This is a genomic window from Nocardia anocheti (genome assembly GCF_029675105.1).
GTDB lineage: Bacteria > Actinomycetota > Actinomycetes > Mycobacteriales > Mycobacteriaceae > Nocardia.
This window is the reverse complement of record NZ_JAQQFV010000007.1, coordinates 148651-161390: the sequence shown is the minus strand read 5'-3', so window position 1 is coordinate 161390 and position 12740 is coordinate 148651. Positions and strand designations below refer to the sequence as shown.

Here is a 12740-nt window from a genome sequence, read left to right as displayed (position 1 = left end):
GATCAGGCCTCGGCGCGCAGGTGGTGCAGGATCGCGAGCACGCGCCGATTGGCGGATTCGTCGCTCGGGAGGTCCAGCTTGGTGAAGATCGCGTTGATGTGCTTCTCCACCGCACTGCGGCTGATGTAGAGCTGCGCGCCGATGGCGGCATTGCTCAATCCCTGCGCCATGAGTTCGAGCACCTCGCGTTCGCGCTCGGTGAGGCGGTGCAGCGGGGAATCGGCGCGATTGCGCAGCAGGAGCTGGCGCACCACCTCCGGATCGAAGGCGGTGCCGCCGGTGCCCACGCGCTCCACCGCGTCGAGGAAGGCCCCGATCGCGCCCACCCGGTCCTTGAGCAGATAGCCGATTCCGCCGGTGCCGGTCAGGAATTCCGCCGCGTGCCTGCGCTCGACGTACTGCGAGAGCACCAGCACCGCCACGCCGGGCAGCTCGCGCCGGATCTCGAGCGCGGCCCTGATCCCCTCGTCGACGTGATCGGGCGGCATCCGGACATCGGCGATCACCAGATCGGGCGGGCGCACGCGCACCGCGGCGAGCAGTTCGGTGGCGGTGCCGACCGAGTCGAGGATCTCGTGGCCCTCGGCGGTGAGCAACTGGGCCAGGCTCTCGCGCAGCAGCGCCGAGTCCTCGGCCAGGGTTATCCGCACGGCACCTCCACGGTGATGATGGTCGGACCGCCCGGCGGACTGTCCACCACCATCGTGCCGTCCAGCGCGGTGACCCGGGTGGCGATGCCCGCCAGCCCGTGTCCGGCCGGGTCGGCGCCGCCGCGTCCGTCGTCACGGACCCGCAGCCGCACCAGGGTCCCGGCGCGGGCCACCTCGACCGCGATGGTGGTGGCGCCGGAGTGCTTGATGGCGTTGGTGATGGCCTCGCTGGCGGTGAAGTAGCAGGCCGATTCGACCGGGCGCGGCGCGCGTTCGGTGAGGCCGTAGTCGAGCCCGGTCGGCACCGGCGTCCGGTCGGCGAGCGCTTCGAGCGCGGCGTGCAGGCCGTCACGGGCGAGCATGGCCGGATAGATGCGCCAGGAGACCTCGCGCAGTTCGTCGAGGATGTGTCCGGTCTCGGCGAGCGCGCGGCGGTGCAGATCGGTGCGCACCTCGGCGTCGGCTTCCCGGTCGACGCGCCCGAGCAGGATCGACAGCGCCACGACCCGCTGCTGCACGCCGTCGTGCAGGTCGCGTTCGATGCGACGGCGTTCGTCGTCGATCACCTCGACCACCTCGGCGCGGGTGGTGGTGAGCTGGGCGACCCGCTGGGCCAGTTCCTCCTGGCCCGGCCGCAGGCTTCGCCGCAGCCACCACGCCTCGGCGCGCACCACGCCGAGGAGACCGTGCACGGCGAGGAAGCACAGCACCGCGCCGGGCAACGCCAGTACCGCGACGGTGGCCCAGGAGACCTGGCCCGGTTCGGTGGCGTCGACGATCGGCACCGCCTCGCCGGTCGTTGCCCCATAGACCAGGGCGACGGCGACGACGACACCCAGCCCGGACAGGGCGAGCACCAGCGCGGCGAGCACCCCGAGCAGCGCGCGAACGGCCAGGTAGCCTGCGGCGCGCGGCCCATTCGGCGTGCCGGTGTCGCGCACACCGAGCAGGCGGGTCAGCCGCCACTTCTCGATCCCGGCGACCCGCTCGGTCAGGCCCGTCGCCACCGGCGCGGCGAGCACACTGAGCAGATCCAGCGGCACGGTGACCACGCCGAGCAGATACCCGGAGATCGCCGTGACGGCGCGTGACGATCGCCCAGGAGAAGGTCTCATCAGCCAATCCTCTCGCGTCACAGCCACTTCGGCCACGGAGCGCGCCTCGCCATCATGACCTCTCCGCAGGGAGGGGACCAGCACGTGCGAGCGCACCGTCGGCGCCACCTCGCATCCAGCGGTGTTCCTCGCGTCGACTGTTCGTGGCGACGCTCTCATCTCTCGGCACTCGCCGGTGCCCGTCGTTGCCGAACCCGTCGGACGAGGAACACCGTCGCGGCCACGAGCACCGTCGCGATCACCAGCTTCTGCAGCACACCGGCGTAGGTCTCGACGACGTGCCAGTTCTCGCCGAGGAAGTATCCGGCGAGCACGAACACCGTGTTCCACAGCAGGCTGCCCGCCGTGGTCAGCAGCGTGAATCGGCCCAGCGGCATCCGTTCGACCCCGGCCGGGATGGAGATGAGACTCCGGAAGATCGGGATCATCCGGCCGAAGAACACCGCCTTCTCGCCGTGGCGAGCGAACCAGGCCTCGGTGCGGTCCAGGTCGGACAGCCGCACCAGCGGCAGCCGGTCGACGATGCGCCGCAGCCGCTCGCGCCCGAGGGCCGCCCCGACGCCGTAGAGCGCCAGCGCGCCGACGACCGAGCCGAGCGTCGTCCACAGCAGGACCTCGGCCAGGCTGAACCGGCCGCGGCTGGCGGTGAATCCGGCCAGCGGCAGGATCACCTCGCTGGGCAGCGGCGGAAAGAGATTCTCCAGTGCGATCGCGATGCCAGCGCCGAGGCCGCCGAGTCGTTCCATCAGCTCGACCGACCAGGCGGCGATGCCGGTGAGTTCGGCCGAATTCCCTGTCGTATCCATGGTTTCGACGCTAGGAAGGCGAGGGTCCAGGATCAGTGGCGTCAGCCACCCGGCCGGGGCCGAGCCACCCCAGTGTCCAGGTGGGGTTTTCCGCACCTCCGGCGTAGGGCCCGCGTCCTCGTGGGTGCGGTGCGGTGTTCGTAGCGTCGGACCACATGCGACAGAGGATGTTTCGATGCACCGTGGTCGTCACGGGGACCCTGCTGGTTGCCGTGCTCGTGGCCGCCACCGTCCTCGTGACGGCACGATGGCGGGTGGTGGGGACCGTGGTGGAGGCGTCGGCGCGGTGGGCCGACGCCGACATCGTGCTGCGGATCTCCGACGGAGAGCGTCATCGCGACTGGTATCACGGCGGCAGCGACGCCGAGCAGGTCGCGCCCGGTCCGCTGAGCCGATTCCGGATCGGCAGCATCACCAAGACCTTCGTCGCCACGGTGGTGTTGCAGCTGGTGGACGAGGGGCGGATCGCCCTGGACGCCCCGATCGCGACGCAGCTGCCCGACGCCATCCCCGGCGGTGATCGCATGACGGTGCGACAGCTGATGAATCACACCAGCGGGCTCTACGACTACATGAAGGAGCCCGGCCTGTCGACGAACCGGTGGCGCGGCGCCGAGCGGTTCGATCAGCACGCACCGCGCGAGCTGCTCGCCGTGGCGGTCGGCCACGAACCGTACTTCGCACCGGGCGAACGCTTCCGCTACTCGAACACCAACTACCTCGTGCTCGGCCTGCTGATCGAGCACGTCACGGGTCACCGCTACGGCGACGAGATCCGCGACCGCATCCTCACGCCCCTGCGACTGACCGCGACCACCGTGCCCGGCGACGATCCGGGCGTGCCGGAGCCCGCGCTCACCGCCCGACGAGATGTCGATGGCCTAGGCCGGGTGGCGGTCACCGAGATGAACGTCTCGCTGGACTGGGCGGCGGGCGAGATGATCTCCACGCTCGCCGATCTCGAGGCCTTCTTCGCCGCGCTGCTGGGCGGTCGATTGACCAGTCCGTCCGCCCTGGAACAGATGCGGCGGACGGTGCCGATGGGGATGGGGTTCCACTACGGTCTGGGTCTGCAACGTTTCGATCCGCCGTGCGGCGCCGCGCTGTGGGGACACGGCGGTGAGCTCCTCGGTTACGTGTCCTCGGCGTTCCGGTCCGACGACGGTCGATCACTCACGATGGTGGTCGGTTCGGCGGCCTCGGGGGACGCGCTGTCGCTGTTCGCCACCGTCACCGCGGCCTACTGCCTCGCCTGAGTACCCGACCGACGACGAGGCCGGGGCAGCGTCGCGCTCCCCCGGCCTCGTCGGGATGATGTCAGGCCCGCAGGAAGGCGAACTCCTCCTGGAGCTGCGCGGTCTTGTCGCACAGTGCCGACACGGACGGACCGGCGGCGAGGATCTCGCGGGAAGCCGCGGGCACCACCGAGGACAGGGTGGCCTCGGGCACGATCGCCCGGATCGACTCCGCTCCCCCGCCCTGGGCGCCCACGCCGGGCATCAGGATGGGGCCGTTGAGCGCGGACAGGTCGGGCGCCTCGGCGAGGGTGGCGCCCACGACGACGCCGACCGAGCCGAAACCGGGTCCGGCGTTGCGGGCCGCGGCCGCGTCGACCATGGTCTGCGCGATGGTGCGACCGTCGGGCGCGGTGATCCGTTGCAGCTGCGCCCCTTCGGGATTCGAGGTCGCCGCGAGGACGAACACGCCCCGATGGTTGGCCTGCGCCAGGCTCAGCGCCGGGTCGAGCGACCCGAAACCGAGGTAGGGCGAGACCGTCACCGCGTCCGAACCCAGCGGACCGTCACCGAGCCAGGCCTGCGCGTAGGCGTCCATGGTGGAGCCGATGTCGCCGCGTTTGGCGTCGGCCAGCACCAGGGTGCCCGAGGCGCGCAGCACCGAGATGGTGCGTTCCAGCACCGCGATGCCGCCGGAGCCGTAGGGCTCGAAGAACGCGACCTGCGGCTTGACCAGGGCGACGCGACCGTCGAAGGCCTCGACGCAGATCTCGGCGAAGGTCTCCAGTCCGTCGACGTCCTCGGTGAGTCCCCACGCCCGGAGCAGGCCGGGGTGCGGGTCGATGCCGACGCACAGCGGACCGAACCGACCCATGGCCTGCTGCAATCGGTGACCGAACGTCGACATCGATTCCGCTCCCTCTGTCCGATCAGCCACGCAGCACCGAGTGCAGTTCCTGCAGCGAGCGCACGCCGATACCGCCGTTGATGCTCGCCTCGATGCCCTGCACCGCCGCCGCCGCGCCCTGCACGGTGGTGATGCACGGGATGTTCGCGCCCACCGCGGCGGTGCGGATCTCGTAGCCGTCCACGCGCGGGCCCGAGTTGCCGTAGGGGGTGTTGAACACGATGTCGATCTCGCCGTCGCGGATCTGCTCGACGATCGAGGCCAGCGGGGTGCCGGTCTCGGGGTCGACGGTGTCCGGGTCGGAGTGCTTGCGCACCTGCTCGCACGGAATGCCGTTGCGGCGCAGGGTCTCCGCGGTGCCCTCGGTGGCGAGGATGCGGAAGCCCAGGTCGTGCAGGCGCTTGATCGGGAACACCATGGCGCGCTTGTCGCGGTTGGCGATCGAGACGAACACGGTGCCCTCGGTGGGCAGCGAGCCGTAGGCGGCGGCCTGGCTCTTGGCGAAGGCGGTGCCGAAGTCGGCGTCGATGCCCATGACCTCGCCGGTGGACTTCATCTCCGGGGACAGCAGCGAGTCCACGCCGGAGCCGTCGGCGCGACGGAACCGGTGGAAGGGCAGCACGGCTTCCTTCACCGCGACCGGCGCGTCCAGCGGCACATGGCCGCCGTCGCCCTCGGGCGGCAGCATGCCTTCCTTGCGCAGGTCGGCGATGGTGGCGCCGAGCATGACGCGCGCGCACGCCTTGGCCAGCGGCACCGCGGTCGCCTTGGAGACGAAGGGCACGGTGCGGCTGGCGCGCGGGTTGGCCTCGAGGACGTAGAGCACATCGTCCTTGAGCGCGTACTGCACATTGAGCAGACCCTTGACGCCGATGCCCTTGGCCAGCGCGATGGTCGAGCGACGCACGGCCTCGATATCGCTGCGGCCCAGGGTGATCGGGGGCAGCGCGCAGGCGGAGTCACCGGAGTGGATACCGGCTTCCTCGATGTGTTCCATCACGCCGCCGAGGTAGACCTCCTCGCCGTCGCACAGGGCGTCGACGTCGATCTCGATGGCGTCTTCCAGGAAGCGGTCGACCAGCACCGGGTGCTCGGGGTTGAGTTCGGTGGCGCGGGAGATGTAGCCCTCGAGGGACTTCTCGTCGTAGACGATCTCCATGCCGCGTCCGCCCAGCACGTAGGACGGGCGCACCAGCACCGGGTAGCCGATCTCGGCGGCGATCTTCTTGGCCTGCTCGACCGTGGTGGCGGTGCCGTACTTAGGCGCGGGCAGTCCGGCCGCGACGAGCACGTCACCGAACTCGCCGCGGTCCTCGGCCAGGTCGATGGCGGCCGCGGAGGTGCCGACCACGGGCACGCCCGCGTCGGTGAGCCGCTGCGCCAGGCTCAGCGGGGTCTGGCCGCCGAGCTGCACGATGACACCGGCGACGGTGCCCGACTCGGCTTCGGCGTGGTACACCTCGAGGACGTCCTCGAAGGTGAGCGGCTCGAAGTAGAGGCGATCGGCGGTGTCGTAGTCGGTGGAGACGGTCTCGGGGTTGCAGTTGACCATGACGGTCTCGTAGCCCGCGGCCGACAGCGTCTGCGCGGCATGCACACACGAGTAGTCGAACTCGATGCCCTGACCGATGCGGTTGGGGCCCGAGCCCAGGATGATCACCTTGTCGCGCTCGCGCTGCGGCGCGACCTCGGACTCGGCGCCGGGATCGAGCTCGTAGGCGCTGTAGTGGTAGGGCGTCTTGGCCTCGAACTCGGCGGCGCAGGTGTCGACGGTCTTGTAGACCGGACGCACGCCGAGGCGGTGGCGCAGCGCGCGCACGCCGGACTCACCGGCCAGCTCGGGCCGCAGCGCGGCGAGCTGACGGTCGGACAGGCCGTAGTGCTTGGCGCGACGCAGCAGTTCCTCGTCGAGGACCGGCGCGTCCAGGATCTCCTCGCGCAGTTCGACCAGCCCGGCCACCTCGGCGACGAACCACGGGTCCACGCCGGAGGCCAGCGCGGTCTCCTCGATGCTCGCGCCGTAGCGCAGCGCGCGCTCGACCTGGTAGATGCGCCCCTCGGTGGGCACGCGCAGGTCGGCCAGGATCGCCTCGATGGCCTCGCGGACCGACGCCGGATCGCTGGGATCCTTCGGCGCCCACTGGCCGTCGTCGAGGGTCCAGAAGCTGGTGGCCTTGGTCTCGAGTGACCGCAGCACCTTGCCCAGTGCCTCGGTGAAGTTGCGGCCCATCGACATGGCCTCGCCCACCGACTTCATGGTGGTGGTGAGGGTGCCGTCGGCGCCGGGGAACTTCTCGAAGGCGAAGCGCGGGGCCTTGACCACGACGTAGTCCAGGGTCGGCTCGAAGCAGGCCGGGGTCTCGCCGGTGATGTCGTTGACGATCTCGTCGAGGGTGTAGCCGATGGCCAGCTTGGCGGCGATCTTGGCGATCGGGAAGCCGGTGGCCTTGGACGCCAGCGCCGAGGAGCGCGAGACGCGCGGGTTCATCTCGATGACGATCAGGCGACCGTCCTTCGGGTCCACCGCGAACTGGATGTTGCAGCCGCCGGTGTCGACGCCGACCTCGCGCAGGATGGCGATGCCCAGATCGCGCATCTTCTGGTACTCGCGGTCGGTGAGGGTCATGGCCGGGGCGACGGTCATCGAGTCGCCGGTGTGCACGCCCATCGGGTCGACGTTCTCGATGGAGCAGACGATGACCACGTTGTCGCGGCCGTCGCGCATGAGCTCGAGCTCGAATTCCTTCCAGCCGAGGATGGACTCCTCGATCAGGACGTTCGCGGTCGGCGAGGCGGCCAGGCCGCCACCGGCGATGCGGTCGAGGTCCTCGTGGTTGTAGGCCATGCCCGAGCCGAGGCCACCCATGGTGAACGAGGGGCGCACGACGACCGGGAAGCCGAGGTCGGCGACGGTCTCGCGGACCTCGTCCATGGTGTAACAGACCTTGGAGCGGGCGCTCTCGCCGCCGACTTTGGCGACGATGTCCTTGAACTTCTGCCGATCCTCACCGCGCTGGATGGCCTCGAAGTCGGCGCCGATCAGCTCGACGTTGTACTTCTCCAGCACCCCGCGCTCGTGCAGCGCGACCGCGGTGTTGAGCGCGGTCTGCCCGCCGAGGGTGGCGAGAATGGCGTCGGGACGCTCCTTCTCGATGACCTTCTCGACGAATTCGGGGGTGATCGGCTCCACGTAGGTGGAGTCGGCGAACTCGGGGTCGGTCATGATGGTCGCCGGGTTGGAGTTCACCAGCGACACGCGCAGTCCCTCGGACCGCAGCACCCGGCACGCCTGGGTACCGGAGTAGTCGAATTCGCACGCCTGGCCGATGACGATCGGGCCAGAGCCGATCACCAGGATGTGCTTCAGATCCTCGCGGCGAGGCATCAGGCTCCTTCCATGAGACCGGCGAAACGGTCGAACAGGTATGCGGCGTCGTGCGGGCCTGCGGCGGCCTCGGGGTGGTACTGCACCGAGAAGGCGCGACCGTCGATCAGTCGCACACCCTCGACGGTGCCGTCGTTGGCGCAGATGTGGGAGACCTCGGCCTTGCCGAAGGGCGTGTCGAACCGCTCGCCCTTCTCGCCTTCCAGGGCGAAGCCGTGGTTCTGCGCGGTGATGGAGATGCGGCCGGTGCCCTCTTCGACGACCGGGATGTTGATGCCGCGGTGGCCGAACTTCATCTTGTAGGTGTTACGGCCCAGCGCGCGGCCCAGGATCTGGTTGCCGAAGCAGATGCCGAACAGCGGGATCCCGCGCTCGAGGACTCCCTGGGTGAGCGCGATGGCGCCGGTCTGGGTGGCCGGGTCGCCGGGGCCGTTCGAGAGGAACACGCCGTTGGGGTTCAGCGCGAGGATGTCGTCGAGGGAGGTGTTCGACGGCACCACATGGGTGCGCACGCCGCGCTCGGCGAACATGCGCGGGGTGTTGGTCTTGATGCCCAGGTCGACCGCGACCACGGTGAAGCGGTGCTCGCCGACCGGCTCGATCGTGTACAGGCCGTCGGTGCTCACCTCCTCGGCCAGGTCGGCGCCGAGCATGGAGGGCTGTCCGGTGACCCGCGCGAGGAGTTCCTCGTCGGCGGCGAGGGCGGCGCCGGAGAAGATGCCCGCCTTCATCGACCCGCGGGTGCGCAGGTGCCGCACCACCGCGCGGGTGTCGATCCCGGCGATGCCGACCACGTTCTGGCGGTCGAGCTGGTCCTGCAGGGTGCCGTTGGCACGCCAGTTGGAGGACACGCGCGAGGGGTCGCGCACGGCGTACCCGGCGACCCAGATCTTGTCGGACTCGTCGTCCTCGTCGTTCCAGCCCGTGTTGCCGATCTGCGGGGCCGTGGCCACCACGATCTGGCGGTCGTAGCTGGGGTCGGTCAGGGTTTCCTGGTAGCCGGTCATCGCCGTGCAGAACACGGCCTCACCGAGCGTCTGCCCCTCCGCGCCGAAGGCGGTACCGCGGAACACGCGGCCGTCCTCCAGCACCAGAGCTGCCTTTGCCTTGGTCATTCATCGTCTCCCGTCGTCACCCTGGTCGCATCCGCGGTCCATGCCGGGTACACCGTCTTGTCGTCGCCGCGGAAACCGGTGTCGATCTCGGTTCCGCTCGGCAGTGTCCAGCGAATCACCAGCACACCGTTGTTCGTCATCACCTTGCCCGCGTGGCCGCGCTCGGTGCGCACGGCCGTCACGGATTCCTGCGGAATCCAGATCGGCGTGGCCCCGTCGCGTTCGAGCAGGATTCCGCGTTCGAACCGCGTCAGTTCGGCGGTCGCCCGGAAACCCAGGTCACCGACCGCGATCCGGTCCTGCCAGCTGGGCGCGATGGTGCTGCCCAGGTAGAGGCCGGTGGTCGGCTCGAGCAGCTGCGCGCCCAGTTCGGCGGGCACCGCGGGCAGTTCGCCGATGCGGTCGCGCTGACGCGCGGCCTTCTTGTGCCACGCCCGGTACATCAGCCACAGGCACAGCAGGAACAGGGCCAGACACCCCACCACCCACAGAGCTCTATCCACGTTCCTGGCCTCCTCGGATCCCGACCGCCTTGCCCTCGCGGGCTGTCACCCGGCCGCGCAGCACGGTGGCTGACACCTGGGCCGGGAACGTCATGTCCTCGAACGGGGTGTTGTTCGAGATGCTCGCGAGTTCGGCGCCGCGCACCGTCCACTCGGCGTCGGGGTCGATCAGGGTGAGGTTGGCCGGTTCACCGACGGCGATCGGGCGGCCGTGGTCGTCGAGACCGACGATGGCGGCGGGCTTCTCGCTCATCACCCGGGCGACCCCGCGCCAGTCCAGCAGACCGGGCGCCACCATCGTCTGCACGATGATCGACAGCGCGGTCTCCAGACCGAGCATGCCGGGGCGGGCGGCGGCGAACTCGCAGCACTTGTCCTGCTCCGCGTGCGGGGCGTGGTCGGTGGCGACACAGTCGATGACGCCCTCGGCCAGCGCCTGGCGCAGAGCGGCCACGTCGGCGGACTCACGCAGCGGCGGGTTCACCTTGTTGACCGCGTCGTAGGTCTCCAGGCGCGAGTCGTCGAGCAGCAGGTGGTGCGGGGTGACCTCGGCGGTGATCGAGATGCCCTGGGACTTGGCCCATTTCACCAGTTCGACGGTGCCCGCGGTGGAGGCGTGGCAGATGTGCACGCGCGCCCCGGCGTCGCGGGCCAGCAGCGCGTCGCGCGCCACGATCGACTCCTCGGCGGCGCGCGGCCACCCGGCCAGACCCAGGCGCGCGGCGTTGGGGCCCTCGTGCGCGACGGCGCCCTTGGTCAGGCGCGGCTCCTCCGCGTGCTGGGCGATGAGCACGCCCAGGGAGTTCGCGTATTCGAGGGCGCGGCGCATGATCAGCGGGTCGTAGACGCAGTGGCCGTCGTCGGAGAACATCCGCACCTGGCCGACACCGGCGGCCATGGTGCCCATCTCGGCGAGCTGCTTGCCCTCGAGCCCGACGGTGACCGCGCCGACCGGGAACACATCGACCAGGCCGACCTCCTGGCCGCGCCGCCACACGTGATCGGTGATCACGTGTGAGTCGGCGACCGGGCTGGTGTTGGCCATCGCGAACACCGCGGTGTAACCGCCCAGCGCGGCGGCGGCGGAACCGGTTTCGATGGTCTCGGTGTCTTCGCGGCCGGGCTCGCGCAGGTGGGTGTGCAGGTCGACGAAGCCGGGCAGCAGGATCTGGCCGTTGCCCTCGATCACCTCGGCGTCGGCGGCCGCGAGGCCGGTGCCGATCTCGGCGATCACGGTGTCGCGCACCAGCACGTCGACCGGCTCGCCCTCACCGTAGGGGCGGACGTTCTTGATCAGCAGCTCACTCATACCGTTTCCTCCTGGCCCACGAGCAGCCGGAACAACACGGCCATCCGCATGTGCACTCCGTTCGAGACCTGCTGCAGCACCGCCGCTTTCGGTGAATCGGCGACCGCCGAGGCGATCTCCATACCGCGCAGCATCGGACCGGGGTGCAGCACCACGGCGTCGTCACCGAGCAGGGCCAGCCTGCGCTCGGACAGTCCGTAGTTGATCGAGTATTCGCGCGCCGACGGGAAGAAGCCGCCGTTCATCCGCTCGGCCTGCACGCGCAGCATCATCACCGCGTCGGCGCCGGGCAGTTCCGCGTCCAGCGAGGTGGCGATCCGGCACGGCCACGCGTCGACACCCACCGGCAGCAGGGTGCGCGGCGCGACCAGCACCACCTCGGCGCCGAGAGTGTTCAGCAGCACCACGTTCGAGCGGGCGACCCGGCTGTGCAGGATGTCACCGACCAGCACGATCCGCTTGCCCTCGATGTCACCGAGGCGCTGACGCAGGGTCAGCGCGTCGAGCAGCGCCTGGGTGGGGTGCTGGTGGGTGCCGTCACCGGCGTTGATGATCGAGGGCGCGGCGCGGTTCTCCTCGCGCGCCCACTGTTCCATCCAGCGCGCGATCTGGTGCGCGGCGCCCGAGGCCGGATGCCGCACGATCAGCGCGTCGGCACCGGCGGCGTGCAGGGTGAGCGCGGTGTCGCGCAGCGATTCGCCCTTGGACACCGAGGAACTCGACGCGCTCACATTGATCACGTCGGCGCTCATCCACTTGCCCGCGACCTCGAACGACACCCGGGTGCGGGTGGAGTTCTCGTAGAACACCGTCATCACGGTGCGGCCGCGCAGGGTCGGCAGTTTCTTCACCTCGCGGCCCAGCAGGGCCTGTTCGAAGCGCTCGGCCTCGTCGAGGAGTTCGGTGGCGGCGCCGCGATCGAGATCGGCGACCGTCAACAGATGCTTCACGACTGAGCCTCCTGATGCAGGTACACACCGTCGTGGCCGTCGTGTTCGCTCAGCAGCACCGAGATGTCCTCGGCACGCGAGGTGGGCACGTTCTTGCCCACGTAGTCGGCGCGGATCGGCAGTTCGCGGTGTCCGCGGTCGATGAGTACGGCCAGCTGGACGGCGCGGGGGCGGCCGAGGTCGCGCAGGCCGTCGAGAGCCGAGCGGACGGTGCGGCCGGAGAACAGTACGTCGTCGACGAGCACCACCAGCGCGTTCTCGATGCCGCCGTCGGGCACCGAGGTGCGCTCGAGCGGGCGGTGCGGACGGCTGCGCAGGTCGTCGCGGTAGAGGGTGATGTCGAGGGACCCGAGTGCGGGCCGGACACCGGAGAATTCCTCGATCTTGGCGGCGAGCCGGTTGGCCAGGGTGGTGCCGCGGGTCGGGATGCCCATGAGAACCACCCGTGGTGCGTCGGCGTCGCCGGAATCCAGGGCGGTCTTCTCGATGATCTGGTGCGCGATGCGCGCGATGGTGCGCTGCACATCCGACGGCGACAGCAGTTCGCGGCCGCCTGCCACCCACTCCGGGGTGTGCCGCTGCGATGTTTCGCCTGCGCCGGATCTGGCCGCCCGTTCGGGCACAGCCATGCCGACCTCCTTCCCCGCCTCACCGGACGGTCCGTTAAAGGATGCCTAACTCGCCAGACAGCTTATCAGCGCTCAGCGGGCACTTTGACCAGGTGGCGTCGCCTGTGAGCGCCACCACGCGGGGTGGTTCGGGGGT

The 12740-nt window shown here is 70.1% G+C and carries 11 protein-coding genes; 1 reads left to right on the top strand and 10 read right to left on the bottom strand.

Annotated elements, in window-relative coordinates; all coding sequences use genetic code 11:
* Positions 1-2 precede the first annotated feature (2 nt).
* From QC180_RS19730 to QC180_RS19720, 3 genes are all read right to left on the bottom strand, one after another.
* On the bottom strand, positions 3-650 hold the full coding sequence (locus QC180_RS19730) for a response regulator transcription factor (protein ID WP_278264249.1): 648 nt from the start codon (positions 648-650) through the stop codon (positions 3-5).
* Positions 641-1765 carry a sensor histidine kinase gene (locus tag QC180_RS19725; RefSeq protein ID WP_278264248.1) on the bottom strand — a complete coding sequence of 375 codons (1125 nt, stop codon included), beginning with the start codon at positions 1763-1765 and terminating at the stop codon, positions 641-643. The genes QC180_RS19730 and QC180_RS19725 overlap by 10 nt, the downstream gene beginning before the upstream one ends.
* A gap of 155 nt (positions 1766-1920) precedes the next feature.
* Positions 1921-2571 carry a DedA family protein gene (locus QC180_RS19720; protein WP_278264247.1) on the bottom strand — a complete coding sequence of 217 codons (651 nt, stop codon included), beginning with the start codon at positions 2569-2571 and terminating at the stop codon, positions 1921-1923.
* A 182-nt stretch (positions 2572-2753) separates the two neighbouring features.
* Here QC180_RS19720 and QC180_RS19715 point away from each other — a divergent pair, with 182 nt between their 5' ends.
* Positions 2754-3827 carry a serine hydrolase domain-containing protein gene (locus QC180_RS19715; protein WP_278264246.1) on the top strand — a complete coding sequence of 358 codons (1074 nt, stop codon included), beginning with the start codon at positions 2754-2756 and terminating at the stop codon, positions 3825-3827.
* Positions 3828-3888: 61 nt separating this feature from the next.
* On the opposite strand, the gene pyrF is transcribed toward QC180_RS19715, so the two are convergent.
* From pyrF to pyrR, 7 genes are read right to left on the bottom strand one after another with little or no spacing between them, the layout of a single operon-like run.
* Entirely contained in the window at positions 3889-4713 is an 825-nt protein-coding gene (pyrF, locus tag QC180_RS19710) for an orotidine-5'-phosphate decarboxylase (RefSeq protein WP_278264245.1), read from the bottom strand.
* Between the two features lie 22 nt (positions 4714-4735).
* Positions 4736-8098 (bottom strand): carbamoyl-phosphate synthase large subunit, encoded by a 3363-nt coding sequence (gene carB / locus QC180_RS19705; RefSeq protein ID WP_278264244.1) that lies wholly within the window; start codon positions 8096-8098, stop codon positions 4736-4738.
* Positions 8098-9213 carry a glutamine-hydrolyzing carbamoyl-phosphate synthase small subunit gene (gene carA, locus QC180_RS19700; RefSeq protein WP_278264243.1) on the bottom strand — a complete coding sequence of 372 codons (1116 nt, stop codon included), beginning with the start codon at positions 9211-9213 and terminating at the stop codon, positions 8098-8100. The genes carB and carA overlap by 1 nt, the downstream gene beginning before the upstream one ends.
* Positions 9210-9716, bottom strand: coding sequence for a PH-like domain-containing protein (locus QC180_RS19695; protein ID WP_278264242.1), 507 nt, complete (start codon positions 9714-9716; stop codon positions 9210-9212). Before QC180_RS19695 ends, carA begins: the two co-directional genes overlap by 4 nt.
* Positions 9709-11025, bottom strand: a complete 1317-nt coding sequence (locus QC180_RS19690; protein WP_278264241.1) for a dihydroorotase — start codon at positions 11023-11025, stop codon at positions 9709-9711. The genes QC180_RS19695 and QC180_RS19690 overlap by 8 nt, the downstream gene beginning before the upstream one ends.
* Positions 11022-11975, bottom strand: a complete 954-nt coding sequence (locus QC180_RS19685; protein ID WP_278264240.1) for an aspartate carbamoyltransferase catalytic subunit — start codon at positions 11973-11975, stop codon at positions 11022-11024. Before QC180_RS19685 ends, QC180_RS19690 begins: the two co-directional genes overlap by 4 nt.
* Positions 11972-12604, bottom strand: coding sequence for a bifunctional pyr operon transcriptional regulator/uracil phosphoribosyltransferase PyrR (gene pyrR / locus QC180_RS19680; protein WP_278264239.1), 633 nt, complete (start codon positions 12602-12604; stop codon positions 11972-11974). The genes QC180_RS19685 and pyrR overlap by 4 nt, the downstream gene beginning before the upstream one ends.
* Between the last annotated feature and the right edge of the window lie 136 nt (positions 12605-12740).